We start from the raw sequence: 26,665 nt of genomic DNA, 5'->3' as shown, positions 1-26,665 counted from the left end.
GCTCCCTCGCCACGGGTACAGTGCCTTAGAAGTTCTCGCGCGGATTGAAGTTGGCTTTCTTGGCCAGCTCCTGCCACAACGCTTTCACCTCGTCGCTACCTGCCGGCGGCATCACCGCCTTGAGTTGCACGAACAGGAAACCTCGCTGGCCAGCCTTGTTCAGCAGCCCATGGCCCTTGGCGCGCATGCGCTGGCCATTCTGGCTGCCGGCGGGCACCTTGAGGTTGATCTTGCCGGTCAGCGTCGGCACCGTGACTTCCGTGCCCAGCGCCAATTCCCACGGCGCCAGCGGCAGGTTGATCACCAGGTTTTCGCCATCCACTTCGAACTTGGTGTGGGGCGCGAACTTGATGATCAGGTACAGATCACCGTTGGCGCCGCCGCCAATTCCGGGCGCGCCCTGGGCCTTGAGGCGGATGCGTTCACCGTCGGCCACACCGGCCGGGATCTTCACGTTCAGGTTCTTGACCGTATTGCTCACGTGCCGGCCAGAAGCGTCGTACTGAGGCACCTGGAAGCTGATCTGCTTGGACTCGGTGGACAGCGTCTCCTCGAGGGACACCGACAACTGCATCTCTACGTCCTGGCCCTTGCGTCCGGCAGGGCGGCGCTGGCCGCCGCCGAACCCGTCGTTGCGCGAGCCGAAGATCGAGCTGAAGAAGTCCGAGAAATCCTCAGTGCCCGCGCTACCGCCAAAGCCGCCACGGCTCTGCCAGCCAGGTGGCCCCTGGAACGGCTGACCGTGCTGGCCATATTTGCGCAGCTCGTCGTACTCGGCACGCTTGTCAGCGCTCTTGAGGGCTTCATAGGCTTCAGACGCGTCCTTGAACTTGGCTTCGGCGTCTTTTTCCTTGCTCACGTCCGGGTGATATTTGCGCGCGAGCTTGCGATAGGCGGCTTTGATTTCCTTGTCGTCGGCGCTCGGCTCGACACCCAGAATCTTGTAGTAGTCTTTGAAATCCATCGGTGGTTCACCATCCTTAAACGAGATCGCACAGCCCGGACACAAGGTGCGCTGGTTTGCACGTGTTGAGTCTTGCGGCCTGGGGTGCGTCGGAGTTTTACAGGCACTTGCCGTATGCACCAGATGTGGGGGCGAATCACGCGCTTTCAAGCGCTATTTAACGGATGGTCGGCCTACGCATCCGGCGTCGACTGGCATACACTGCGCGGCCGTTTTGCAACCGGAACCCGATCGACATGAAAAACCCATCCCCAGCCCGTGCCTGCGGCATCGACTTCGGCACGTCCAACTCCACCGTCGGCTGGATCCGCCCCGGCGAGGAGACGCTTATCGCGCTGGAGGACGACAAGATCACCCTGCCGTCAGTGGTGTTCTTCAACTTCGAGGAACGCCGCCCGGTGTACGGTCGCCTGGCGCTGCACGAATACCTGGAGAACTACGAAGGCCGCTTGATGCGCTCGCTCAAGAGCCTGCTGGGTTCCAAGCTGATCAAGCACGACACCAGCGTATTGGGCACGGCGATGCCGTTCACCGACCTGCTGGCGCTGTTCATCGGCCAGCTCAAGAGCCGCGCCGAAGCCACCGCCGGCCGCGAGTTCGAAGAAGTGGTGCTGGGGCGCCCGGTGTTTTTCGTCGATGACGACCCGATGGCCGACCAGGAAGCGGAAAACACCCTGGTCGACGTGGCCCGCAAGATCGGCTTCAAGGACATCTCGTTCCAGTACGAACCGATTGCCGCAGCGTTCGACTACGAGTCGACCATCGAAAAAGAAGAGCTGGTGCTGATCGTCGACATCGGCGGCGGTACCTCCGACTTCTCCCTGGTGCGCCTGTCACCGGACCGTCGTCATAACGACAACCGCCAGAGCGACATCCTCGCCACCGGTGGCGTACACATCGGCGGTACCGACTTCGACAAGCAGCTCAGCCTGCAAGGCATGATGCCGCTGTTCGGCTACGGCAGCCGCATGAAAAGCGGCGCCTACATGCCGACCAGCCACCACATGAACCTGGCTACCTGGCATACCATCAACTCGGTGTACTCGCAGAAATCCCAGCTGGCCCTGGGCAGCATGCGCTACGACATCGAAGACACTGGCGGCATCGACCGCCTGTTCAAGCTGATCGAACAGCGTGCCGGGCACTGGTTGGCGATGGAAGTGGAAGAGACCAAGATCCAGCTGACCCATGAAGACAGCCGCCTGGTGTTGCTGGACCGGGTTGAGCCTGGCTTGAGCGTGGAACTGAGCCGCAACCTGTTTGAATCGGCCATCGATGGCCTGCTCGAGCGCGTGCGCAACAGCGTGACCCAACTGCTCAACGACGCCTCGGTGGATGTGGCCCAGGTGGACACGGTGTTCTTCACCGGTGGCTCCAGCGGGATCCCGGCACTGCGCCACAGCATCTCGGCGATGCTGCCGAATGCGCGGCATGTGGAAGGGAATATCTTTGGCAGTATCGGCAGTGGGTTGGCGATTGAGGCCAGCAAACGTTACGGCAACTGAGTTGTAACTTGAATCTGCGGCGCCCCCATCGGGAGCAAGCCCCCTCCCACCTTTGATTTGTGAACACGGTCAAAATGTGGGAGGGGGCTTGCTCCCGATGGCGTCAGCCCAGGCAACACAAAACCTAAACCATCCCACCGAGCTTCAGCTCACTCTTCAAATACGCATAATAAATCGGCCCCGCCACCACCCCCGGCAAGCCGAACGCGGCCTCGAACACCAGCATCGCCAACAACAACTCCCACGACTTGGCACTGATCTGCCCGCCGACGATGCGCGCGTTGAGGAAGTACTCGACCTTGTGAATCACGATCAAATACCCCAGCGCCGCCACCGCGACCCAAATCGACAGCGACAACGCGACAATCGTGATCAGGGTGTTGGACATCAGGTTGCCGATTACCGGCAGCAGGCCGAGCAGGAAGGTCAGCACGATCAGGGTTTTGGTCAGCGGCAGGTGAATGCCGCACAGCGGCAGCACCACGGCGAGGAACACGGCGGTGAAGGCGGTGTTGAGCGCGGCGATCTTGATCTGGGCGAAGACGATGTTGCGAAACGCCTGGACCAACAGGTGCAGGCGGTCGAACAACGCGGCGGCCAGGGGTTTGCGCTTGGTCAGGTCGGGCACGCGCTGCAGGGCGATGATCGCGCCGAGCACCATGCCGATCAGCAAGGTGACGAACATATGAGCCGCGTCTTTGCCGACCAGTTGCAGTTCGCTCAGGTGTTTGCTCAGCCAGTCGCCGATGGCAACGCGGAATTCGGCGGCGCTGGCGGGCAGATAGGCATCGATGGACGGCGGTAACTGGCCGCGTGCGCGGTCGACCACATGCATGAATTTATCCAGCGAGGCGCCGGGGTTTTCCGCTTCGTGCAGCAGGAAGCTGATCGCGCCGGCGAAGATCAGCGTGAGCACGCTGACGATCAAGGTACCCAGCAAGGCCACCGCCAGCCAGCGCGCACGCCGCCCTTCGATCAGGCGCTGCAGCTGGGGCGTAAGCATGTTGACCAGTTCATAGACCAACAGGCCAGCCAGCAGGCTGGGCAGCAGTTTCAGCGGCAGCACCAGCAGCAACCCGCCGAAAATGATGATGTAGCTGGACAGCAACAACACATGACGCTGAGAAAACGTTGGCATACAGCCTCAAAACGAACGGCGTTAAAGGATGTGCAGGAGCGAGCTTGCTCGCGAAGGTCGCCAACGATAACGCGTTTATTCTGAATAAACGCGGGGGTAATTGAGTTCTTCGCGAGCAAGCTCGCTCCTACAGGGGGGCTGTGTACGAGTGTCGCAGCCTTCTATGGCCTGGGGCTATCAATTCTTCAGGCAAGTACTCATGAAGGTCTTGCGCGCATCACCGGCCAACGCCTTGGTTTTCGCCGACGCGTTGCAATCCTTCATCTTCTGCTGCTGCGGGGTCAGGGTCTTGGCGTCATTGGCCGCCGGGGCCGACAGGCAGGTCTTCATGAAGGCCTTGCGCTCGTCGCCCTTGAGGGTCTTGGTGGAGGCTTCGGCATTGCAGGTGGTCATTTTGTTTTGCTGGGCGGTGGCGGCAAAACCTTGGGAACACAGCAGCAGGCTCATCATGATCAACGGAATACGCAGCATCTTCATGGAGTTTTCTCCCGGTTACCGTGCCGAAGGGCGCGGCCTACAGCGCAGTGTAGTCAAAACTCGTTACAACTTCACCGGCCATGGATATTCCAGTCGCCGCGATGCCAGTACACGGAGTGCTCATGACACATCCGGTTAAATCCGATAAAACTTTTCGCCCTTTGCGCGACTCACAACCTGGAGCGATCACGCCGGCAGAGCGTGGCGTAAAACCGGATTAGCCCCAGGAGATTGAGATGACTGAAGCACACTTGACTGACGTTGCGACCCTGCGCAGCCGCGCCCGCCAGAACGTCGAAAACGGTGCCGTGACCGAAGGCTATAACGCCGACCGCGAAGAAATCATCCGCCTGCTCAACGAAGCGCTGGCCACAGAGCTGGTCTGCGTGTTGCGCTACAAGCGTCATTACTTCATGGCCAGCGGCCTGAAAGCCAGCGTCGCCGCCGACGAGTTCCTGGAGCACGCCACCCAGGAAGCCGAACACGCCGACAAACTCGCCGAACGCATCGTGCAACTGGGCGGCGAGCCGGAGTTCAACCCCGACCTGTTGTCGAAGAATTCCCACGCCCAATACGTGGCGGGCAATTCGCTGAAAGAAATGGTCTACGAAGACCTGGTGGCCGAGCGCATCGCGGTGGACAGCTATCGCGAGATCATTCAGTACATCGGCGATAAAGACCCGACTACCCGTCGCATCTTCGAAGAGATCCTGGCCCAGGAAGAAGAACACGCCGATGACATGGCGGATATTCTGCAGGGTCTGTAACCCGCAACACCGCAATACCCCTGTGGGAGGGGGCTTGCTCCCGATAGCATTGTTTCAGTCAAAGATTGATTGGCTGATACACCGCTATCGGGAGCAAGCCCCCTCCCACATTTCGTTATTACTTCACGGTTTTCGGCGCCTTGCCTTCTCGCATCTGTTGCAGCAACGGTGCGCACGCATTCGGCTCGCCGCCACTTGGGGCGACCAGTGCAAGCAACCCGGCAGCCGGGCCGGCGATCACACCCAGGGCGACCATGCCCGCGCCGCGCAGCGCCAGGGGGATGGCTTTCACCCCGGCATTGGGCTTGATGAACGGCCCGTTCACATATAACGGCGAGCGCAGGGAGAACAGACGAAAGCCCTTGGATTCCGGCGTGATGGTCAGGTCCAACTGCTCGGTCGCCATATTCGCTGTGCCATCGACGTAGATGATCGCGTTCTCGGTATCGAACACAAACAAGCGTGTCGTCGCCAAACCGGTCTTGATGCCGAAGTCCGCCGCCGCGCAGTTGATCTTCACTTCCTTGTCGCCAAACAGGCGCCCCACCACGTAGTTGCCCACGTTAAGGCCAGCGATTTCCATCAGGCCACGGCTGATGGCGCCGTCGTTGATCAGCATCTTCAAGTCACCGTTGGCCGTGCCCAGCAGCGCCGCCACGGAGTTGCCGCGCCCGGCAATATCGGCGTCGCCGTTGAGTTCACCAAAGCTGGTTTTCATCGGTTCAAAGGTCGGGAACAGCTGTTTGAGCTTGAAGTTACGCGCCGTGAGTTTCGCGCGGCCTTCCATCGGCGTGGTGCGGCCGTTCAAGCGGATCTGCGCATCGAGTTTGCCGCCGGCCACGCCGAAGCGCAGGGGCTCGAGGCTCAGCTCACCATCATTGAGCACCAGGTGCGTATAGAGGTCGGTGAAAGGCAGGTCGGCGCTGTGCACAATGCGTTTGCCGGTGAATTCCACGTCGGCATCCATCTCGCGCCAGCGCTCGGTGCGGAACTCTTCAACCGGCAAGACTTTGGTGGCCGGTTGTTTGCTTTCGCCGCCACGGGCTTTCTGCTTGGCGTTGGAGTCGGCGCCGATCAAGGGTGCCAGGTCATCCATCAGCAGTTGGTTGGACACCAGCGCGCCGCTGAGCTTGGGCCGTGGCTGGCTCGCAACGTAGGCCAGGTTGCCGTGGATGTCGCTGTTGCCGATCTTGCCGTTGAAGTTTTCATAACGAAATGAAGCGCCGCTGGCTTCGTGCAGCTTGGCGATCAAATGACCGTCGGTTGAGTACGCCGGCGAATCGGGCAATGTCACGCCAGTCAACGGGTAGAGGTTGCCGAGGCTGCTGCCCGACAGCTTCAGGCGCAGGTCGAGGGCGCCGAGGTTGAGCGGGTCGGTCAGGGTGCCGGCCAGGGCGATGCTGGTGTCGGCGATCTGGACCTGGGCCTGCAGCGGGAACGGCTTGGCCGCGTCCTGCAAGGCGAGCAACCCGCCGATCTTGCCGGTGCCGGCCAGCGCCTGGCCATGGTATTGGCCTTTGACCTTGAGGCCGAACGCATAGTCCTGCGGCGCCGAGCCTTTCTCCAAGGCCTTTTTGGCATCGGCGTCACCGACGATTTCACCGAAAGGAATCGGTTTGCCCAGCGGGTCGATGATCACATCGAGGCGGGTCTTGAGGGTCTGGTCGTCGAGGGTGACGTGGCCCTTGTCGAAGCCGATGGCGCCGATATCCACCACCCAGCTGGAAGGCTCGGCGTCGGGGTCCTTGGGGTCGAACTTGAAGGTCCAGTTGGCCCGGCCGTCCGCCAGGCGCTGCAGGTCGGCGCTCGGTTCGGTGAGGTCGATACGCGGGATCACCACACGTTGTGCCAGCAAGGCCAATGGCGAAATACGCAACTCGACTTTCTTCAGCGTGACCATCTGCGGCTGCTTGGACCAGTCGGGGTTGCCCAGGCTCAGGTCTTCGGCAATCACATGGGGCCACGGCACCCACGCCCGCCAGCCGCCTTCGTCGGGCTCGCGCTGCCACACCACCGCCAAGTTGCCATTGATGGCGAACGGGCGGTGCAACTCTTCGGAGACCTTGGCATTGAGGGGGGGCTTGATGCGGTTCCAGTCGAAGAACACCAGGACCAATACCACGATTGCAATCAACAGAACGAAGCTGGCGCAGCTCCAAGCGACAATTTTTCGAGTGCGCGTCATTGCACAGGGCTCCTGAATACGACTGGCTGGGCAACAGCCTTTGACACAGCTTATAGGACTACGACTGGCAAAGTGCCTGGGGGTTTAACGCAACGGTCGATTTAGCCGAAAAAACCGATTTTCCTGATCGAGCAGACAAGGTTGATCATCAACGACGCACCATTGTTACCCAGGTTCGTGTCGAAAATACCCACCCCGGTGCAAAACCGCGTGCTTGAGAGGCGCGTTCTAGAGCCTCCCGTGGGAACAATCAATTCTGTTGATTATTACCATTGTCTTTATGAACTTTTATATCGACTTATCAAGAGTAGCATTAGCCCTGTACCCACTTTATCGCCCTCCCAAGGAGCAACCCTCATGAAACGCCAAGTACTCGCTACCGTCCTGTTATCCATCCTGGCTTCCAGTGCCTTCGCCCTGCCAGCCGCCGAACAGGCCACCCCACAGAACAAAGCCCAAGCCGTGCAGTCCAGCCAGACCCTGGCGCGCAGCGGTTCGCAAGAAGACGAAAATCGTGATTACGCTAAAGGCGCTGTCGCTGAAAACGGTTCGGAACAGGCCAACAAACGCGCCTACACCGAAGGCCTGACCGAAGGTGGCAACGACCGCCTGCAAGAAAAAGGTCTGGTAGAAGGCGGCGCTGAACAAGCCAATGATCGCGCCTACACCCAAGGTCTTGCCGAAGGCGGTGCCGACCGTCTGGAAGAACTGCATCAAGCACAGAGCTAAGCCCATGGTGGCCCAGAAAAAAGCCCGGTCTGTCGATCGGGCTTTCGCTTTTATATAGACCGCGTCACGTCTCGCCCCCGCCAAGTTCGACGCCGGCAAAGCGGTTTTGCTAGAGTGCGTCGCTGTACTCGCCGACAAAGCCCATCCGCTCATGCTGCCCCGCGCCGAACAGAAGCAACAGACCCGCCTCGCCTTGATGGACGCTGCCCGCCATCTGATGGAGTGTGGCCGTGGGTTTGGCAGCCTGAGCCTGCGCGAAGTGGCGAAGGCCGCGGGTATTGTACCCACCGGGTTCTATCGCCATTTCGCCGACATGGACGAGCTTGGGCTCGTATTGGTCAGTGAAGTCGGCCAGACCTTCCGCGCCACGATTCGCCTGGTGCGCCACAACGAATTCGTGATGGGCGGGATCATCGATGCGTCTGTGCGGATCTTTCTCGATGTGGTCTCGGCCAACCGTTCCCAGTTCCTGTTCCTGGCCCGCGAACAATATGGCGGTTGCCTGGCAGTGCGCCAGGCCATCGGCGCCCTGCGCGAAGACATCACCCGCGACCTGGCGGCCGACCTCACGCTGATGCCCAAGCTGCAACACCTGGATGCCGAAGGTTTGCACGTAATGGCGGACCTCATCGTCAAAAGCGTGTTCGCCACCCTGCCCGACATCATCGACCCACCCGCCCACGCGTTGCCTGCCCATCTCACGCCCCAGGCGAAGATCACCCAGCAATTGCGATTCATCTTTATCGGCCTCAAGCATTGGCAAGGCCTGGGCAGTACCGAGTAATGCCTCAGCCGGCCGTATGAAAGCGCTTGGCCGTGGTGTAGTTCTTGCTCCAATAGGTATTGCTCAACGAATCGATACGCACATTTTTGCCGGTACGCGGTGAATGGATGAATTTGCCTTCGCCGATATACAGCCCGACGTGACTCACCCGCCCCTGCCCGTTGCCTTTGAAAAAGACCGCGTCGCCCGGCTTCAACGCAGTGCGCTTGATGGTCGCGGCGGTGGAACGGTGCATCGCAGCCGTGGTGCGCGGAAGCTGAATATTCGCTTCGGTCTTGAACAGATAGACCAGGAAACTGCTGCAATCGAACCCTTGCTCGGTAGACGTACCGCCCCACTTGTAGGGTGTGCCGAGCAATTGATGGGCCCGGTCGATCACATCGTCGACCGAGGACGATGCGGGCTTGGAAACAAAGGTGGGCGGCTGTTGAAGAGTGGCCGAGGCTGATGAGATAAGGCACGACAGGCTGACAATGACGGAACAGATAAGTGACTTGAACATGATGTACATCGCAGTGAATTAAACACGGCGCGAATCTTAAACAACCCCCGTGTAACTCCACGAAGGCCGATTCCCGTAGCCTTGTGGGAAAAATCCTTAAAAACGCCACGAAGAATTGGATGAAAGAAGTTTCATGCAACACACGGCCGTTCACCACGCAAAATGCCCTTTTATGGTGCTAAAACCCGCTCAAGCGCACCAAATTGCCACACAGATGCACTCAGCGAGTGCCCTGCCTTGTGGCGCTCGCGCCCTGCTGACAGGAAATTCCTACGCGCCTGCCGGGTTGGCAAGCCCCTTGCTCTAGCTCCCTTATCGCTCATAGCCGGAAGCTTTCTGATGCTGGTGATCCACCGCCGAATCGCCCCGCAAGCCCTCTGGGCCGCCGAACTGCTGCTGAACTTCGAAGCCCGCAGCAAAAGCCGCCTGCGCTGTTTCAGTGCCGAGGGTGAAGACGTCGGCCTGTTTCTGGAGCGTGGGCAACCGCCGCTGCATGATGGCGAATTCCTACAAGCTGAAGACGGACGCGTCGTACGTGTCTGCGCGCGCCCTGAACAGCTGCTGCATGTCACCTGCCGCAACGCGTTTGAACTGACCCGCGCCGCCTATCACCTTGGCAACCGCCATGTGGCCCTGCAGGTTGGCGATGGCTGGCTGCGCCTGCTCGATGACTATGTGCTCAAGGCCATGCTTGAGCAGCTGGGCGCCGACGTGCACACCATTGAGGCGCCCTTCCAGCCTGAACACGGGGCCTACGGTGGTGGCCATCATCATTCGCGGCATGGCGATGAAGCCTTCAACTACGCGCCCAAACTGCATCAGTTCGGCGTGCGTCTATGAACCCAGCCTGGGCGCTGTTGCGCCTGGCCAGTCCGCAGTTGCCGATTGGTGGTTACAGCTATTCCCAAGGCCTGGAAATGGCCGTGGACAACGGCCGCGTCAACGATGCCGCCAGCGCGCGGCGCTGGATCAGCGATCAATTGCTGCTCAACCTCGCGCGTTTCGAAGCGCCGTTGCTGCTCGCCCATTGCCGCGCGGCCACAGAACAGGCGTGGCCACGCCTGGCGCAGCTGTGTGAAGAACACCGTGCCAGCCGCGAAACCCGCGAGCTGTATCAGGAGAGCCGGCAGATGGGCTACTCCCTGCAGCAACTGCTCAATGGTTTGCCGGAACTGGACGCCGCCGCCCGCGACTTTCTTGCCCAACACCCTGAACCCCATCTCGCCCTCGGCTGGGCGCTGGCCGCGCGGGCCTGGGCAATCAGCCCCGAAGACGCGCTCGCCGCCTGGCTATGGAGCTGGCTGGAAAATCAACTGGCCGTGCTGATGAAAACCCTGCCCCTGGGCCAGCAAGCCGCGCAGCGCCTGACCAGCGAGCTGCTGCCGCTGTTGCAACAGGCCCAGCAGGAGGCCGACCGCATCGAACCCGATCATCTGGGCAGCGCCGCCTTTGGCCTGTCTTTGGCGTGCATGGCTCATGAACGCCAGTACAGCCGCCTGTTCCGTTCCTGAGACTGTTTTTGGAGAACCTGACATGAACACACAACCCCTGCGCGTCGGCATCGGCGGCCCGGTAGGCTCCGGCAAGACCGCCCTGACCCTGGCCCTGTGCCTGGCGCTGCGCGACCGCTACAACCTGGCGGTGGTCACCAACGACATCTACACCCGCGAAGACGCCGATTTCCTGGTGCGCAACCAGGCCCTGGCGCCGGAGCGCATCATCGGCGTGGAAACCGGCGGCTGCCCGCACACGGCCATCCGCGAAGATGCCTCGATCAACCTGGAGGCGGTGGACCAACTCAACCGGCGTTTTCCCGGCCTGGACCTGATTCTGGTGGAGTCCGGCGGCGACAACCTGTCGGCGACGTTCAGCCCCGAGCTGTCAGACCTGACCATCTATGTGATCGATGTGTCCGCCGGCGACAAACTCCCGCGCAAGGGCGGGCCCGGTATTTGCAAATCCGACCTGCTGGTGATCAACAAGATCGACCTCGCGCCGCTGGTGGGTGCCTCGCTGGAGTTGATGAACAGCGACACCCAACGCATGCGCAATGGCAAACCCTTTGTGTTCAGCAACCAGAAAACCGGCGTCGGCCTGGATGAAATCGTCGCCTTTATCGAACGCCAAGGCCTGCTGACCGCTGCCTGATCCCCCTACGGAGCCTGTGTATGAACCTCAAGAAACTGTTCGCCGCCGCCACGTTGCTGCTGGCCCCCGCCCTCGCGTTTGCTCACCCGGGTCACGGCGACAATGGCCTGGTTGCCGGCATCAGCCACCCCCTGGGCGGTCTCGATCACTTGCTGGCCATGGTTGCGGTCGGGTTGTGGGCGGCGCAGCAAAAAGGCAATGCACGCTGGGCCCTGCCTTGCGCCTTCGTCGGCACCATGTTGATTGGCGGCATGCTGGGGTTTGAAGGCCTGCAACTGCCGGCGCTGGAAAGCGGGATTGCCGCGTCGGTGCTGGCGCTGGGCCTGGCGGTGGCGCTGGCGGTACGGCCGCCGTTGTTCGTGGCGGTGGCGGCAACGGCGTTGTTTGCCCTGTTTCACGGCGTGGCCCATGGCTTGGAACTGCCGGACATGTCCAGCCCCTGGGCGTATGCGGCGGGGTTTGTCGGCGCAACTGCGGCGCTGCACGCGGCGGGCTATGCGGTGGTACGTTTGCTGCCAGCGGCGGCGGCACCGTTGGTGCGGTTGGCCGGGGCTGCTTCCGCTGCAACTGGGGTCTGGTTGCTGGCGGGCTGATAGATCATTCCCACGCTCCGCGTGAGAATGCAGCCGGGGACGCTCCGCGTTCCTACGCATGACGCGGAGCGTCATGAAAAGCATTCCCACGCAGAGCGTGGGAACGATCAGCCTGATACCATGCGCGCCACACCCCTGCCGTGACGACGCCAGCCGATGCCCCAACCTCTTTTGAACTCCGTGCTCACGCACTTCCACAACCTGATCGTGCCGCTCTGGCAGGGCCCAGGCTGGAATGCCGACCTGGCGCTGCCGTACGAGGCACTGGACGCCGATCACCAGCCGTTACCCCCACAACGCTACCGCGCCATGGCCTGCGCCCGGCAGTTGTACCTGTTCGCCAGCCTGATCGGCGAACCCGGTGCAGCCTTTGCCGAGGAACGCGCCGCCACACTGTTCCGCTCCTTGCAACGACACTTCCACGACGCCGAACACGGCGGCTGGTTCTACAGCATCGACCCGGCCGGGCAGCCGCTGGATAAACGCAAAGACCTCTACACCCACGCCTTCATCATCTTTGCCTGCGCCCATTACTGGGCCAAGGTGCGTGAACCGTTGGTGGAATCGGTGCTCAATGCCGCGCTTGCCGTGGTCGCCGAACGCTTCGCCAGCGGCGACGGCCTCTACGAAGCGGTGCTCGAGCGCAACTGGTCAAGCCTCAAGTCGGGCCCCTTGCAGAACCCGCTGATGCACCTGGCCGAAGGCTTTCTCGCCACACTGGCGGTGCGTGACGATCCCCTCACGCGTGACGCATTGCTGGACTTGGCCGGCGCCCTGCAAAAGCGCTTTATCGACCGCCAGCACGGCGTAATGATGGAAAAACCCCTGGGCGCTGTGGATAACTGGTTCGAGCCAGGGCATCAGTTCGAGTGGTTCTTTTTGCTCGAGTCGTCAGAGGTGCTGCGCGGTACAGCGCTGCATGCCTCACTGACGCGAGCGTTTGCCTATGCTGAGCAAAAGGGTGTGGATAAGTTAAGCGGTGCGGTCAGCGGCATGCTGTCTGTGGATGGCACGGTGCGCGACGGCACCCAGCGTATCTGGGCGCAGGCTGAATACCTGCGGGCGTTGACCCTGAGACCTGACAGCGAGGCAGTGCTGCAGCGTCAATTGCTGGCGCTGCAAGAGCATTTCCTGCATGGGAAGGGTTGGCATGAATGCCTGGATGCCGACGGTCAGGTGAGCCGCCGGGATATGCCTTCTACCACACCTTATCATTTGGCGACTTGCTATCAGGGTCTGACCCAGCATTTGGGCTGACCTTCAGGCCTCATCGGGAGCAAGCCCCCTCCCACATTTGTCCGCGTTTCATGTTGGAACCCGATCCAATGTGGGAGGGGGCTTGCTCCCGATAGCCTCACCTCGGTCTAACAGCCATCACGCAATCCACTTGCGATCCCCAGTAAAACTGATGGTCAGCCAACGAGCCGCATCCGGCGTGCCGAGCCCTGTGGATATCTCCTCGCGCAGCAGGTCGAGGGTCGCGACGTTATCCACCGGGTAATCCGCCGGCAACACCACATGGATTTCGATGAACCGCGCCCGCCCGTGCTTTTGCACATAGGAGACGTAGTCATCGAAGCCATGCCTGGCCTTGGCCGCGTCCATCACTTCGCGCACGGTGTCGTCCAGGTGATCCGGGGCGATCCCCAGCACCTCACGCAACGCCGGGCGCAGGATCTTGAACGCCGGTGCCAGCATGCTCAGGGCCAACAGGATCAGGATCAGCGGGTCGACATACACCGCCCATTCGCCATACCCCTGGGACTTGAGCAGCAGTGCCGCCAGAAAGCTGATCAACAGGCCTACCGACAGCATCGCGTCCACCAGCCAACTGATGTTGTCGAACTGGATCAGCGAGGATTTCAGCGTGCGATTGCGGTAGCGCACATAGAAGAAGTAGGCGAACTCCACCACGGTAAACACCGCCGCATAAATGATCACCAGCCCCAACTCGATCTCGCGCCCGCCGTTGATGATGCCGAACACGCCGTTGAGAAACGCATAGATGGCGATCAACAGCAGAAAGCTGCCTTCGATCAACAGCACCATGGGCTCCAGGTGCCAGTAGCCGAACTGGAAACGCTCGTTGCTTTTCTTGGCGATCAGCTTGGCCGTGATCAGCATCAACACCTTGATGGCGGTGGCAATCAGCGAGAAAAAGCCGTCGAACAGAATGGATTGGGCGCCGGATATCACACCCGTGACAATCCCGGCGATCGCGACTGCGAACATCAGGATGGTCGATTGTTTGAGCAGTGCCTGCTCACCTCGGTTACTCACATTTCCTCCCGTCAAAACCTTTAAACCGCACAGTGCGGAGGGTTTTCAGGAGCGGAGTGTACCTTTGATCGTTCCCACGCTCTGCGTGGGAATGCATGGTGTGACGCTCTGCGTCACCAGCAAAGCGCGACGCAGAGCGTCCCCGGCGGTATTCCCACGCGGAGCGTGGGAACAATCAGTTGAGCCTTACTTGGCCCTACGCTCAATCGCAAACCCAGCCCAGGTCTGACTCACCGGCATCAGCTCCAAGCGGTTGATATTCACGTGCGCCGGCGTATTCAGCACCCAGAAGATCGTGTCGGCAATATCCTGCGGCTGGATCGGCTCGGCGCCCGCGTAGGTCGCGTCATAACGCGCCTGATCACCGCCGAAACGCACCAGGGAAAATTCGCTCTCGCACAAGCCCGGCTCGATGTTGGTCACTCGCACACCGGTGCCTTGCAGATCGCAGCGCAGGTTCAGCGAGAATTGCTTCACGAACGCCTTGGACCCGCCATACACATGGCTGCCCGGGTAAGGGTAGTTACCGGCGATGGAACCCAGGTTGATGATCCCGGCGCCACGGCCATGGGCGATCAAGCGCGGCAGCAGCAGGCTGGTGGTGGTCAGCAACCCTTTGATATTGGTGTCGACCATGGTTTCCCAATCGTCGAGGTTGCACTTGGGCGCAGGGTCGGTGCCCACTGCCAGGCCGGCGTTGTTGATCAGCCCGCGCAACGTGGCGAACGATGGCGGCAGGTTGGCGATGGCGTCTTCCATGCCTTTGCGATCACGCACGTCCACCACCAGGCCATGCACTTCGGTTTGCTTGGAAAGTTCTTCGACCAGCGCATTCAAGCGCTCGGCACGCCGACCGGTGAGCACCAGTTTCCAGCCAGCTTCGGCAAAACGGCGGGCACAGGCTTCACCGAAACCTGAAGTGGCGCCAGTAATAAACAGCGTGTCGGACATGGTGGTCTCCTTGCGGGCAACGGGAAAAGTTGCCAGCAGAATGCCCTTACGCTGCCCTCGCGGCAACCGCTAAGCGCGCACCTTCATACTCGCCTGATCATTTTTTAACCACGCTTAGCAGAGCTATGCAGATCAAGGCCTGCAGCCACATACGCGCAGGTTATCCACAACTGCGCCCACAGTCTTTGGGGGCAAGTGCAAATCGCCTTGAGCCGCGTGATACAAGGCCTGCAGGAGCTTTTAGAAAGTTTTTTGCTTGACCTGGACAGAGGCGTATGTAGGCGTTTTACCCGGTGAACATCTAGGTGATGGCTCCAGGCCAGTCATTCCGGCCTCTGCGGCAGTCTTTCCAGAGTTTAGTCACAGACTTATCCACAGGCAGGAGTGACATGCAACGGTCATATACCTGTGTCTTTAAACAGGTTGACAAACCCCTCGAAGGGTCGCGAAAAAGTGGCTGATCAAATACTAACCACACCGCTACAAGCCACGGTTTCAGAGGCCTGCAGCCAGCTACTCCCACCTTACCCACAGCCGGTTCCACAGCGGATGGGGACAAGTCAAAACTGTGACAAAACAGGGATTTGCGGCGGCTATATGTCGCGCTTTGGAGGGGAGCTGAATTTGTTTTCCACAATTTGGCGCAGGCCTTGTGGATCACACAAAACAATGTGGGAGGGGGCTTGCTCCCGATAGCGTTTTGTCAGTCAGCACATCTGAAACTGACACTCCGCTATCGGGAGCAAGCCCCCTCCCACAGGGTACCGCGCAGTCAGTGACCGCCCAGGTAGGCGTTGCGCACTTCCTCATTCACCAGCAGTTCCTTGCCCGTACCGGTCAGGCGAATCTCGCCGTTGACCATCACATAGGCGCGGTCCGACAAGCGCAAGGCGTGGTTGGCGTTCTGCTCCACCAGGAAAATGGTCATCCCGGTGGAGGCCAGCTCGCGCAGGGTGGAAAAGATCTGCTTTACCACGATCGGCGCCAGGCCCAGGCTTGGCTCATCGAGCAGCAACAGCTTGGGCCGGCTCATCAGCGCGCGGGCGATGGCGAGCATTTGCTGCTCGCCACCGGACATGGTCATCGCGCGCTGGTTACGCCGCTCCTTGAGCCGTGGAAACAGCTCGAACATGCGCTGCATGTCTTCCTGCGCGAACTTGTCGCCAATGGGGATGGTGCCCATCAGCAGGTTTTCCTCGACGGTCATGTCGGGGAATACCCGCCGCCCTTCCGGCGATTGCGCGATGCCGTTGGAGGCGATGTAGTGGGACGACTTGTGGGTAATGTCCACGCCGTTGTAGAGAATCTGCCCCGACTCGGCCCGTGGCTGGCCGAAGATCGACATCAGCAGCGTGGATTTGCCCGCGCCATTGGAGCCGATCAGGCTGACGGTTTCGCCTTCGTTGATGTACAGCGAGACTTTTTTCAGGGCCTGGATCGGGCCGTAGAACACGTCCAGGTCCTTCATTTCGAGGATAGGCCCGTTCATACGAGTTCCTCTTCGTCTGCGCCCAGGTAGGCGGCGATCACTTTCGGGTCGTTGCGGATCGCGTCCGGCCCGCCTTCGGCGATCACGTTGCCGTGGTCCAGCACCACGATGTGGTCGGAAATACTCATCACCATGCCCATGTCGTGTTCGATCAGCACCACTGTGAGGTCGTGTTCGTCGCGCAGCAGGCGAATCATCGCGCTGAGGGCTTCGGTTTCCTGAGGGTTGAGGCCCGCCGCCGGTTCATCCAGGCAGATGATCTGCGGCCGCGTGCACATCGCGCGGGCGATTTCCAGGCGGCGCTGCTGGCCGTAGGAAAGCTCGCCGGCGAGGCGGTTGGCGCAGTCCACCAGGTCGACCACTTCCAGCCAGTAGAAGGCGTGGTCGAGGGCATCGCTTTCGGCCTTGCGGTAGCCCTTGGTGTTGAGGATACCGGCGAGCATGTTGCGGTTGACCCACATGTGCTGGGCCACCAGCAGGTTTTCCAGCACCGACATTTCCTTGAACAGGCGAATGTTCTGGAAGGTCCGCGCCAGGCCCGCGCGGTTCACCAAATGGGTGCCACCGAACATCTTGTAGTACACCCGGCTGAAAAAGCTTTTCGGCGAGACGAAATCGGTGGCCTGGAAGCGCTCACCCAATAACTGGATCACATTGGTCTGCTTGCCACGCACGTTGAGTTCGATCTTGCCGCCACTGGCCTTGTAGAAACCGGTGAGGCAGTTGAACACGGTGGTCTTGCCGGCGCCGTTGGGGCCGATCAGGGCAAAGATCGAGTTGCGCTTCACCTTGAGGCTCACATCGCTCAAGGCCTTGATGCCACCGAAGTGCATCATCAGGTGTTCAACGGAGAGGACGACTTCCTTGCTCATGGCGCCACTCCTTTACGTGGTGTCACACCGGTACGGCTGATGCGGATCAAGCCGCGCGGTCGCCAGATCATCATCACCACCATCAACACGCCAAACAGCAGCACGCGGTATTCAGAGAAGCTGCGCAGCAGTTCCGGCGCAACGGTCAACACGAACGCCGCGATCACCACACCGACCGTCGAGCCCATGCCGCCCAAGACCACGATGGCCAGGATCAACGCCGACTCGAAGAAGGTAAACGACGACGGGTTGACGAAGCCCTGGTAGCTGGCAAAGAACACCCCGGCCAAACCGGCCGTGGAGGCACCGATGGTGAACGCCGAGAGCTTGACCAGTACGTGGTTCAGGCCCATGGAGCGACAGGCGATTTCATCTTCGCGCAGGGCTTCCCAGGCACGCCCGACCGGCATGCGGGTCAAGCGATGCTTGATGTACAGCACGGCCAGAACCACCAGAAACAGCACGATGTAGATGAACATGAACTTGATATTGGGGTTGTAATCGATGCCGAAGAACTCGTGGAACGGGATGCCGCCGTCCTTGGCACGCTTGCCGAACTCCAGGCCGAGGAAGGTCGGCGAAGGCACCGGCATGCCGTTCGGGCCACCGGTGAACGACAGCCAGTTGTTGAGCACCAGGCGAATGATTTCACCGAAGCCCAGGGTCACGATGGCCAGGTAGTCACCGTGCATTCGCAATACCGGGAAGCCGAGTATGCACCCCGCCAACGCCGCCGCGATGGCGGCCAGCGGCAGCACCGTCCAGAAACCCAGGCCGAGGTATTGGTAACCCAGCGCCAGGCCGTAGGCGCCGATGGCGTAGAACGCCACATAACCCAGGTCGAGCAGACCGGCCAGGCCCACCACGATGTTCAGGCCCAGGCCGAGCAATACGTAGATCAGCCCGAGGATTACCACGGTCAGCAGGTACTTGTTGGCAAAGATCGGAAACACGATGGCGATCACGATCAGCGCCGGAATGATCCAGCGCAGCCGCGACTTGTAGTCCGGCGCCCGCACGTGCACGCCGGAGCCGCTGCTTTCGAAACCCTGCAGGATCTTCACACCCTTGGGGGTTTGCAGGAACAGGCTGAGGGCAAAGCGCCCGGCCATCACGATGGCGACCAGCATGGCCACGCGCGCCGGTTCCAGGTTGAAGCTGTAGCCGTCGAGCACCACGCCGACGATCGGGCCGAACACGATCAGCGAAATCAGCCCGGCGAGGACCGTATCGACCACACTTTTCTTGATATCGATAGATTTGGCAGCAGACATGTTTACACCTTCGCCACGAGTGGGCGACCAAGCAGGCCCTGGGGACGGAAAATCAGAATCACCACCAGCAAGGAGAAACTGAACACGTCTTTGTAGTCGGAGTTGATCAACCCCGAGAACAGCGACTCGGAGATACCGAGGATGATCCCGCCCAGCATCGCCCCAGGCAGGGAGCCGATGCCGCCGAGTACCGCTGCGGTAAACGCCTTGATGCCGATGATGAAGCCGGCATAGAAGTCGAAGGTGCCGTAATTGAGGGTGATCAGCACGCCGGCCAGGGCGGCCATGGCGGCGCCGATGACGAATACGTAAGAGATCACACGGTCGGTGTTGATGCCCAGGATCGAGGCCATCTTGCGGTCTTGCTGGGTGGCGCGGCACATGCGGCCGAGCTTGGTGTATTTGATGATGTAGGTGAGCAACGCCATGCCGGCGAATGCCGCCACGAGGATGAACACTTTGGTGTAGGTGAGTTGCACGAACCCGGTGCCGATATCGACGCGCCAGGCGCCGGCCAGCAGGGTGGGAATGCCTTGTTGCTTGGCGCCCTGGGCGATCTGCGCGTAGTTCTGCAGGATCAGCGAGATACCGATGGCGCTGATCAGCGGAGCCAGTCGGGTGGAGTTACGCAGCGGTTTGTAGGCGACACGTTCGATGACCCAACCGTACACGCCGGTGACGACGACGGTGAAGACCAGGGTACCGAGAATGAGCAGCGGGAAGGATTCGATGCCGAAGTAAGCCAGCAGTGCCAGACTGATCGCCGCGAGGTAAGCGGAAATCATATAAACCTCGCCGTGGGCGAAGTTGATCATGCCAATGATGCCATAGACCATTGTGTAGCCGATGGCGATCAGGCCATAGACCGACCCGAGGGTCAGGCCGTTGACCAGTTGCTGCAGGAAAATACCATCCATAACGCAATCTCACGCGGTGAGCACCTGCACACCGGTGAGTGTGCGGCGCTTCTGGAGGAAAACAGAGGCTTGGCAACATCCCCTGTAGGAGCGAGCTTGCTCGCGAAGAACGTCAACGATGACGCGGGCATCCTGAATGCCCGCGTCGCTCTCGGGTTTTTCGCGAGCAAGCTCGCTCCTACAGAGGTGCCGCATTCAGTTCGGCTTACTTCTGCTTTTCCAGCTGGTGGTATTTACCGTCTTTGTCCCACTGGTAAACCACATAGTCGGAGATTTTCAGGTCGCCCTTGGTATCCCAGGCCTTTTCGCCCATGACGGTTTTAACCGGGTGAGCCTTCAGCCACTTGGCCGCGTCCTCGCCCTTGTTCGACTTGGCGCCGTTGAACCCGGCGGCCAGGGCCTGGATCGAGGCGTAGGCGTACAGGGTGTAGCCTTCGGGCTCGGTGCCGTTTTTACGGAACTGCTCGACCACCGCCTTGCTGTCCGGCAGCAGGCGCGGGTCGGCGCCGAAGGTCATGTAGACGCCGTCCACGTACTGCGCACCACCGGCGGTCGCCACCAGTTCGTCGGTTACGATGCCGTCGTCGGACATGAACTTGACGTCTTTCAAACCGGCTTCACGAATCTGGCGAACCAGCGGGCCGGCTTCCGGGTGCAGGCCGCCGAAGTACACGACGTCGGCGCCCAGGGAGCGGATCTTGGTGACCAGGGCGCTGAAATCTTTCTCGCCACGGGTCAGGCCTTCTTCCAGCACCGGCTTCACGCCGCGTTTGGTCAACTGGGCAGCGGTGGCGTCGGCCAGGCCCTTGCCGTAGGTGTCCTTGTCGTTGATGACCGCGACTTTCTTGCCCTTGAGCACGTCGACGATGTAGTCGCCGGCGACGATGCCTTGCTGGTCGTCACGCCCGCACATGCGGAACATGGCGCCCAGGCCGCGCTCGGTCACCTGTGGGTTGGTGGAGCCTGGGGTGATTGCGATGATGCCCGCTTCGTCATACACCTCGGAGGCCGGGATGGTGTTGGAGGAGCAGAAGTGCCCGACCACGCCGATCACTTTGTCCTGGTCGGCCAGGCGGTTGGCCACGGCCACCGCTTGTTTCGGCTCGCAGGCGTCATCGCCGGACACCAGCACGATTTTCTCGCCGTTGACGCCACCCGCCTTGTTGACCTCATCGGCTGCCGCCTGGGCACCCTTCATGTACTGCTCACCGAAAGCGGCGTTGGCACCCGTCATCGGGCCTGCCACGCCAATTTTCACATCAGCTTGAACAAACGTAGAAACACCCAGCGCCGCTGCAACGGCGAGGGCCAGAAAACCTTTCTTGTAAAACGTCTGGGACATGAGTGGTGCTCCGATATTTTTGATTTTTGGCACGACAACTTGCATTCAAACTTTTCACTGAAAGCTCAGAGCAAGCCGCGTGCCATTACTTTTTTATTCTTCAAAAAGACACGGTGTCATTGTTATTGCTGGCGTTTCGAGTCCTTTCGCCAGGACGTGCAACCGTCTAGCTCCGACAGGTGCAACCGGCACACCAAAAAAGTACAACCCCGAACGGTGGCACCTGCAACCGGAGGGATAAACGACAGCTCCACTACTTGTAACCAGCTGCGTAACGGAACTGCACATTTACAGTGCGCGATTGCTACAACTTGCACCAATACAGATGGGTAGCCGGCTAAGAAAATGCCGGCTTCCGCGCGCTATTTCGCGGATCAGATCACGATCCGCAGGCATTGCCCGGCGTGATACAGCGAGAATCCCGCTTCATACAGGCAACTGCGCAGGCCTGCGCCCGCCAGCGGCTGCATCGGTGTAAAGGGAATCGGCAGCGCCTGGGGATTCTGGTGACACAAATAGTCGGCAAACGCTTTACCGACCACGCTGCCGGTGGTCACTCCACGCCCGTTATAGCCGGTGACCGCCACCAGCCCCGGCGCCGGCTCGAACAAACGCATCAGGTGATCGGGCGTAAAGGCGATGCAGCCGGTCCAGGTGTATTCCCACTGCACCGATTTGAGATACGGGAAGTAGTGCTGCTGCACCCGATCGGCCCACGCCTTGAGGAACCAGGCCGGCTTCTGGTTGCCGTTGCCCAGGCTGCCGAGCAACAGGCGGCCATCGGCATCGCGGCGGATGCTACTCAACACCTGGCGCGTGTCCCATGAACCCTGGCCACCGGGCAGGATGCGTGTGGCGGCGTCATCGGTGAGCGGTGCCGACGCGACCTGATAGTAATAACCGGGAAAGAAATTGCGGCGCAGCTCGGTCCATTCGCCTTCGGTGTAGGCATTGGAAGCGATCACCACTTGCGCGGCCCGCACCGCACCCTGGGCGGTCTGCACCAGCCAGTCTGCACCCTGGCGCTCAAGTTGGGTGACCGGGGAATGATCGAATAACTGCCCGCCCAACCCGGCCGCCGCATTCGCCAGGCCGCTGGTGTAGGCCATCGGGTTCAAGGTGCCGGCGCGTCGATCCAATAACGCGGCGGCTATTTTCGTGGTGCCGGTGGCCTGCTCGCACGCCTGCCCGGTCAGCAACTCGACCGGCGCACCGCGGCGCTTCCATTGCGCTTCACGGCTGCGCAAGTCCGCCTCGCCACGAGCGTTGTGCGCCATGTGCAAAGTGCCCTCGCGGCGCAGTTGGCAATCGATGGCGTATTTGTCGATCAGGCCGAACACCAGCGACGGCGCGGCACCCAACATGCGGTTGAGCTGACTGCCCACGGCTTCGCCGAAACCGGCTTCGATCTCGTCCGGCGGGATCCACATGCCGGCGTTGACCAGCCCGACGTTGCGCCCCGAACCGCCATGGCCGGTGCGGTGAGCCTCCAGCACCGCGACGCTTTTACCCTGTTCCAGCAAGTGAATGGCCGCCGACAAACCGGTGATGCCGGCACCGATCACGCACACATCCACCTTGATTTCGCCTTTGAGCGCAGCGCGATCCGGCCGGCTCGGGGTGAGGTGTTCCCACAAACATGTTTCGCGTAAAGGCATTGCCAGACTCCGATGAGACCTAACAAACAACTTTTCAGAATTGAAAATCCGGCCGAATGTGGGAGGGGGCTTGCTCCCGATAGCGGTGGGTCAGCTACAGATTCGCTGACTGAAGCACTGCTATCGGGAGCAAGCCCCCTCCCACATTTTTGCTCTCACTTCGACTTGAGGGGGCTTCAGTCGAAAGTGATGCCCTGAGCCAGCGGCAACTCCAGCGAGTAGTTCACGGTATTGGTCTGGCGCCGCATATACCCGCGCCACGCATCCGAGCCCGACTCACGCCCGCCGCCCGTCTCCTTCTCACCGCCAAACGCACCACCGATTTCCGCGCCACTCGGGCCGATGTTGACGTTAGCGATGCCGCAGTCACTGCCCACCGCCGACATGAACTGCTCGGCTTCGCGCACATCGGTGGTGAAGATGCATGAGGACAAGCCTTGTGGCACCGCGTTGTTCAGGCGCAGGGCCTCGGCAAAGTCGGTGTAGCCGATCACATACAGAATCGGCGCGAAGGTCTCGGTGCACACCACGTCGCTCTGCTCGGGCATTTCCACAATCGCCGGCGACACGTAGTAGGCGTTGGGGAACTGGTCTTCGAGCTGGCGCTTGCCACCGAACACCTTGCCGCCCTCGCTCAGGGCTTGCTCCAGGGCGTCCTGCATGTTGTCGAAGCCGTGCTTGTCGATCAGCGGGCCGACCAGGTTGCCTTCCAGCGGGTGGCCGATGCGCACCTTGGCGTAGGCGGCCTTGAGGCGGGTGACGATGTCGGCCTTGACCGATTCATGGGCGATCAGTCGGCGCAGGGTGGTGCACCGCTGGCCGGCGGTGCCGACCGCACTGAACAAAATGGCGCGCACCGCCATGTCCAGGTCAGCGCTGGGGCCGAGGATCATCGCATTATTGCCGCCCAGCTCAAGGATGCTGCGGGCAAAGCGCGCGGCGACTTTCGGCGCCACTTCGCGGCCCATGCGGGTGCTGCCGGTGGCGCTGATCAGCGCCACACGCGGGTCATCCACCAGCGCGGCGCCGGCATCGCGGCCGCCGATAATCACTTGGCTGAGGTACTGCGGTGCATCCTTGAAGTTCTTCAACACCCGTTCGAACAGCGCCTGGCAGGCCAGCGCGGTGAGCGGGGTCTTTTCCGACGGCTTCCAGATCACCGCATTGCCGCACACCAGCGCCAGCGCGGTGTTCCACGCCCACACGGCCACCGGGAAGTTGAACGCGCTGATCACGCCGACCACGCCCAGCGGGTGCCAGGTTTCACGCATATGGTGGCCGGGGCGCTCGGAGGCGATGGTCAAGCCGTAGAGCTGGCGCGACAAGCCGACGGCGAAGTCGCAGATGTCGATCATTTCCTGCACTTCCCCCAGGCCTTCCTGGGTGATCTTGCCGGCTTCCCAAGAGACCAGCTCGCCAAGGTCGGCCTTGTACTGGCGCAACATGTCGCCCAACTGACGCACCAGCTCGCCGCGACGCGGGGCCGGCACTTTGCGCCAGGCGTCGAATGCATGCTCGGCGCGACTGACCTGCTGCTCCACCTCGGCGGCGCCTTCCCAGTGCACACTGCCGATACGGCTGCCATCGATCGGCGAATGCACGGGCTGGGTACCCGCCTGGTACAGCGCCGGGTTTACCCCTAGACGGTCAAGCAATGCGGCAACCATGGGTCACTCCTTCAAACAAAAGCAGAAAAATGTGCGCCGCAACCGGCGCGGCGATCCAGGCCTCATTTGTAGCTGGCCCAAGACTTGCCAACAAACGACGATTAGGCGAGATATCATTCCGTTTATTCATGCAAAGAATAAAAAGAGGCATGCCGTGCTGAACAAAAGACATTTGCCCTCGATCACCGCCCTGCAGTGTTTCGAAGCCGCCACCCGCCACCTGAGCTTTACCCGCGCCGCCGAGGAACTGAACCTCACCCAAAGCGCGGTGAGCAAACAGGTAGCGCAGCTGGAAGAGTTACTGCAACACCTGCTGTTTCGCCGGGTGCGGCGCCGCTTGCAGATGACCCCGGCGGGCGATCTGTACCTGGTGGAAGTGCGCAAGATCCTCACCCAGGTGGAGATGTCTACCCACTACCTGCGTTCCTACGGCGGCGAAACCGAAGTACTGCGCGTGTCCACGCCCTACACCTTCGGTGCGCGCTGGCTGGTGCCGCGCCTCAAGGGCTGGCGCCTGCGCCACCCGCAGATTCATTTGGACCTGTGCAACGAACAGGAACCGGACGAACTGCTGCAAGGCAAGGCCGACATGGCGTTCTACTTCGGCCAGGGTTCACGCCCCGGCACCGAAAGCCTGAAGTTGTTCAGCGAAGAACTCATCCCTGTGTGCGCCCCGGAGAGCCTGCCGACAGCGCCGTTCACCGACCCCACCCAACTGAGCGAGCTGGTGCTTCTGCAAAACGCCTCACGCCCTCAAGGCTGGCATGACTGGTTCGCCAGCCAGGGCTTCCACACCGAGCACAGTTACCACGGGCCGCGCTTTGACACCTTTTATATGTGCATTCGCGCGGCGCAAGTCGGCTGCGGCGTGGCGCTGCTGCCACGCTTTCTGGTGGAAGAGGAACTGGCCGACGGCAAGCTGGTGATTCCCTGGCAGCATGCAATGCCGAGCCAGGATGCGTATTACCTCTCATATCCGGAGCATTCGGCGGAGGTGCCCAAGGTGCGCGAATTTGTGAAATGGATGCTGGAGCAGGTCTGATTCTGGAATGCATTTCAATGTGGGAGGGGGCTTGCCCCCGATGAGGCCAGTAGCCACACCAAAAAAATCACTGGCAAAACCCCACAGGTCTATGCGCCACTAGCCCCCTTCCTCAATTGAGCGTAAAGGCCGGCGCCCCTCGCCGACCCGTCTGGAGATTCCCGTTATGAGCGAGAGTGTGTTTGCCGATCGCATCGTGCAGAACCTGCTCGACACCGACTTCTACAAGCTGACCATGATGCAGGCGGTGCTGCACAACTACCCGAACGTGGAGGTTGAATGGGAGTTTCGTTGCCGCAACAGCGAAGACCTGCGCCCTTACCTGGCGGAGATTCGCTACCAGATCGAGCGCCTCGCCGAGCTGAGCCTGAGCCCGGACCAACTGGGCTTCCTGGAACGCATCAGCTTCATGAAGCCGGATTTTTTGCGTTTCCTCGGGCTGTTCCGCTTCAACCTGCGCTACGTGCAGACCGGTATCGAGAACGGCGAGCTGTTTATCCGCCTGCGCGGGCCGTGGCTGCATGTGATCCTGTTTGAAGTGCCGATGCTGGCCATCGTCAGCGAAGTGCGTAACCGCTACCGCTACCAGACCGTGATCCTGGAGCAGGCCCGCGAGCAGCTGTACCGCAAGTTCGACTGGCTGACCGCCAACGCCAGCAGCGATGAGCTGTCCGAGTTGCAAGTGGCCGACTTCGGCACGCGTCGGCGCTTCTCGTACCGGGTGCAGGAGGAAGTGGTCAGCGTGCTCAAGCACGACTTCCCTGGGCGTTTTGTCGGCACCAGCAACGTGCACCTGGCCCGCGAGTTCGATATGAAGCCGTTGGGCACCATGGCCCATGAGTGGATCATGGCCCACCAACAACTCGGCCCGCGCCTGATCGACAGCCAGATCGCCGCCCTCGATTGCTGGGTCCGCGAGTACCGTGGCCTGCTGGGCATCGCCCTGACCGACTGCATCACCACCGACGCGTTCCTCGGCGACTTCGATTTGTACTTCGCCAAGCTGTTCGATGGCCTGCGCCACGACTCCGGCGACCCGGTGCAGTGGGCAGAAAAAGCCATCGCCCACTATCACAAGCTCGGCATCGAGCCGATGAGCAAGACCCTGGTGTTCTCCGACAGCCTGACGTTGCCCAAGGCCCTGGAGATTTTCCGTGCGCTGCGCGGTCGCATCAATGTGAGCTTTGGCATCGGCACCAACCTGACCTGCGATATTCCAGGGGTGGAACCGATGAGCATCGTGCTTAAAATGACCGCCTGCAATGGCCAGCCCGTCGCGAAGATTTCCGATGAAGCGGGCAAGACCCACTGCACCGACCCCAATTTCGTTGCCTATTTGCGTCACGTTTTCAAAGTACCTGCCCTATCCAGCAAGGAGTGA

General features: G+C 60.9%; 25 protein-coding genes. 11 read left to right on the top strand and 14 right to left on the bottom strand.

What is annotated here, in order from left to right; all coding sequences use genetic code 11:
* Nucleotides 1-25: 25 nt before the first annotated feature.
* Nucleotides 26-964, bottom strand: a complete 939-nt coding sequence (locus C4J85_RS02870; RefSeq protein WP_124408949.1) for a DnaJ C-terminal domain-containing protein — start codon at nucleotides 962-964, stop codon at nucleotides 26-28.
* Between the two features lie 236 nt (nucleotides 965-1,200).
* Between C4J85_RS02870 and C4J85_RS02865 the strand changes: the two genes are divergently transcribed.
* Nucleotides 1,201-2,469, top strand: coding sequence for an Hsp70 family protein (locus C4J85_RS02865; protein ID WP_124406168.1), 1,269 nt, complete (start codon nucleotides 1,201-1,203; stop codon nucleotides 2,467-2,469).
* A 124-nt stretch (nucleotides 2,470-2,593) separates the two neighbouring features.
* On the opposite strand, the gene C4J85_RS02860 is transcribed toward C4J85_RS02865, so the two are convergent.
* Together C4J85_RS02860 and C4J85_RS02855 are read right to left on the bottom strand one after the other, a co-directional pair.
* Nucleotides 2,594-3,607: an AI-2E family transporter gene (locus tag C4J85_RS02860; RefSeq protein WP_124361062.1), complete on the bottom strand. Its 1,014-nt coding sequence runs from the start codon at nucleotides 3,605-3,607 to the stop codon at nucleotides 2,594-2,596.
* Between the two features lie 177 nt (nucleotides 3,608-3,784).
* A complete protein-coding gene (locus tag C4J85_RS02855) occupies nucleotides 3,785-4,084 on the bottom strand; it encodes a PsiF family protein (protein WP_124361061.1) in 300 nt (99 codons plus the stop codon).
* A gap of 236 nt (nucleotides 4,085-4,320) precedes the next feature.
* Between C4J85_RS02855 and C4J85_RS02850 the strand changes: the two genes are divergently transcribed.
* Nucleotides 4,321-4,851, top strand: coding sequence for a bacterioferritin (locus C4J85_RS02850; RefSeq protein ID WP_124365656.1), 531 nt, complete (start codon nucleotides 4,321-4,323; stop codon nucleotides 4,849-4,851).
* A 118-nt stretch (nucleotides 4,852-4,969) separates the two neighbouring features.
* On the opposite strand, the gene C4J85_RS02845 is transcribed toward C4J85_RS02850, so the two are convergent.
* Nucleotides 4,970-7,036: an AsmA family protein gene (locus C4J85_RS02845; RefSeq protein ID WP_124408948.1), complete on the bottom strand. Its 2,067-nt coding sequence runs from the start codon at nucleotides 7,034-7,036 to the stop codon at nucleotides 4,970-4,972.
* Between the two features lie 357 nt (nucleotides 7,037-7,393).
* On the opposite strand from C4J85_RS02845, the gene C4J85_RS02840 reads away from it, so the two are divergent.
* Both C4J85_RS02840 and C4J85_RS02835 read left to right on the top strand, forming a co-directional pair.
* Complete coding sequence (locus tag C4J85_RS02840; RefSeq protein ID WP_124361058.1) at nucleotides 7,394-7,765, top strand: hypothetical protein; 372 nt, start codon at nucleotides 7,394-7,396, stop codon at nucleotides 7,763-7,765.
* 151 nt (nucleotides 7,766-7,916) lie between these two features.
* The gene (locus tag C4J85_RS02835) at nucleotides 7,917-8,549 is read left to right on the top strand and encodes a TetR family transcriptional regulator (protein ID WP_124361057.1); all 633 of its coding nucleotides are present in this window, start codon (nucleotides 7,917-7,919) and stop codon (nucleotides 8,547-8,549) included.
* A gap of 4 nt (nucleotides 8,550-8,553) precedes the next feature.
* On the opposite strand, the gene C4J85_RS02830 is transcribed toward C4J85_RS02835, so the two are convergent.
* Nucleotides 8,554-9,051: a C40 family peptidase gene (locus C4J85_RS02830; RefSeq protein WP_124361056.1), complete on the bottom strand. Its 498-nt coding sequence runs from the start codon at nucleotides 9,049-9,051 to the stop codon at nucleotides 8,554-8,556.
* 339 nt (nucleotides 9,052-9,390) lie between these two features.
* Here C4J85_RS02830 and ureE point away from each other — a divergent pair, with 339 nt between their 5' ends.
* The 5 genes from ureE (at nucleotide 9,391) to C4J85_RS02805 (ending at nucleotide 13,049) form a co-directional block, all read left to right on the top strand.
* The gene (gene ureE / locus C4J85_RS02825) at nucleotides 9,391-9,891 is read left to right on the top strand and encodes an urease accessory protein UreE (RefSeq protein ID WP_124365654.1); all 501 of its coding nucleotides are present in this window, start codon (nucleotides 9,391-9,393) and stop codon (nucleotides 9,889-9,891) included.
* Entirely contained in the window at nucleotides 9,888-10,562 is a 675-nt protein-coding gene (locus tag C4J85_RS02820) for an urease accessory protein UreF (protein WP_124365653.1), read from the top strand. The genes ureE and C4J85_RS02820 overlap by 4 nt, the downstream gene beginning before the upstream one ends.
* Before the next feature lie 22 nt (nucleotides 10,563-10,584).
* On the top strand, nucleotides 10,585-11,199 hold the full coding sequence (gene ureG, locus C4J85_RS02815; protein WP_017849719.1) for an urease accessory protein UreG: 615 nt from the start codon (nucleotides 10,585-10,587) through the stop codon (nucleotides 11,197-11,199).
* Nucleotides 11,200-11,219: 20 nt separating this feature from the next.
* Nucleotides 11,220-11,792, top strand: coding sequence for a HupE/UreJ family protein (locus tag C4J85_RS02810; protein WP_124408947.1), 573 nt, complete (start codon nucleotides 11,220-11,222; stop codon nucleotides 11,790-11,792).
* 156 nt (nucleotides 11,793-11,948) lie between these two features.
* On the top strand, nucleotides 11,949-13,049 hold the full coding sequence (locus C4J85_RS02805; RefSeq protein WP_124408946.1) for an AGE family epimerase/isomerase: 1,101 nt from the start codon (nucleotides 11,949-11,951) through the stop codon (nucleotides 13,047-13,049).
* Nucleotides 13,050-13,166: 117 nt separating this feature from the next.
* On the opposite strand, the gene C4J85_RS02800 is transcribed toward C4J85_RS02805, so the two are convergent.
* From C4J85_RS02800 to C4J85_RS02750, 9 genes are all read right to left on the bottom strand, one after another.
* Nucleotides 13,167-14,072 carry a cation diffusion facilitator family transporter gene (locus C4J85_RS02800; protein ID WP_124408945.1) on the bottom strand — a complete coding sequence of 302 codons (906 nt, stop codon included), beginning with the start codon at nucleotides 14,070-14,072 and terminating at the stop codon, nucleotides 13,167-13,169.
* A 186-nt stretch (nucleotides 14,073-14,258) separates the two neighbouring features.
* The gene (locus C4J85_RS02795; protein ID WP_124408944.1) at nucleotides 14,259-15,023 is read right to left on the bottom strand and encodes an SDR family oxidoreductase; all 765 of its coding nucleotides are present in this window, start codon (nucleotides 15,021-15,023) and stop codon (nucleotides 14,259-14,261) included.
* Nucleotides 15,024-15,795: 772 nt separating this feature from the next.
* On the bottom strand, nucleotides 15,796-16,512 hold the full coding sequence (locus C4J85_RS02785; RefSeq protein ID WP_124361049.1) for an ABC transporter ATP-binding protein: 717 nt from the start codon (nucleotides 16,510-16,512) through the stop codon (nucleotides 15,796-15,798).
* The gene (locus tag C4J85_RS02780; RefSeq protein WP_124361048.1) at nucleotides 16,509-17,384 is read right to left on the bottom strand and encodes an ABC transporter ATP-binding protein; all 876 of its coding nucleotides are present in this window, start codon (nucleotides 17,382-17,384) and stop codon (nucleotides 16,509-16,511) included. The genes C4J85_RS02785 and C4J85_RS02780 overlap by 4 nt, the downstream gene beginning before the upstream one ends.
* The gene (livM, locus tag C4J85_RS02775) at nucleotides 17,381-18,658 is read right to left on the bottom strand and encodes a high-affinity branched-chain amino acid ABC transporter permease LivM (protein WP_124408942.1); all 1,278 of its coding nucleotides are present in this window, start codon (nucleotides 18,656-18,658) and stop codon (nucleotides 17,381-17,383) included. Before livM ends, C4J85_RS02780 begins: the two co-directional genes overlap by 4 nt.
* A gap of 2 nt (nucleotides 18,659-18,660) precedes the next feature.
* Nucleotides 18,661-19,575 carry a branched-chain amino acid ABC transporter permease gene (locus tag C4J85_RS02770; RefSeq protein WP_048727385.1) on the bottom strand — a complete coding sequence of 305 codons (915 nt, stop codon included), beginning with the start codon at nucleotides 19,573-19,575 and terminating at the stop codon, nucleotides 18,661-18,663.
* Nucleotides 19,576-19,780: 205 nt separating this feature from the next.
* Nucleotides 19,781-20,917, bottom strand: a complete 1,137-nt coding sequence (locus tag C4J85_RS02760; RefSeq protein WP_124408940.1) for a branched-chain amino acid ABC transporter substrate-binding protein — start codon at nucleotides 20,915-20,917, stop codon at nucleotides 19,781-19,783.
* 374 nt (nucleotides 20,918-21,291) lie between these two features.
* The gene (locus C4J85_RS02755) at nucleotides 21,292-22,575 is read right to left on the bottom strand and encodes an FAD-binding oxidoreductase (RefSeq protein WP_124408939.1); all 1,284 of its coding nucleotides are present in this window, start codon (nucleotides 22,573-22,575) and stop codon (nucleotides 21,292-21,294) included.
* A gap of 176 nt (nucleotides 22,576-22,751) precedes the next feature.
* Entirely contained in the window at nucleotides 22,752-24,242 is a 1,491-nt protein-coding gene (locus tag C4J85_RS02750; protein WP_124408938.1) for an aldehyde dehydrogenase family protein, read from the bottom strand.
* Nucleotides 24,243-24,396: 154 nt separating this feature from the next.
* Here C4J85_RS02750 and C4J85_RS02745 point away from each other — a divergent pair, with 154 nt between their 5' ends.
* Nucleotides 24,397-25,284 (top strand): LysR family transcriptional regulator, encoded by an 888-nt coding sequence (locus C4J85_RS02745; RefSeq protein WP_124365643.1) that lies wholly within the window; start codon nucleotides 24,397-24,399, stop codon nucleotides 25,282-25,284.
* A gap of 166 nt (nucleotides 25,285-25,450) precedes the next feature.
* Complete coding sequence (gene pncB, locus C4J85_RS02740; RefSeq protein WP_124361042.1) at nucleotides 25,451-26,665, top strand: nicotinate phosphoribosyltransferase; 1,215 nt, start codon at nucleotides 25,451-25,453, stop codon at nucleotides 26,663-26,665.

Source organism: Pseudomonas sp. R4-34-07 (assembly GCF_003852375.1).
In the GTDB taxonomy this organism is placed as follows: Bacteria; Pseudomonadota; Gammaproteobacteria; order Pseudomonadales; family Pseudomonadaceae; genus Aquipseudomonas.
The sequence above is the reverse complement of the archived record's forward strand: the minus strand, read 5'-3'. Positions and strand labels throughout refer to the sequence as shown.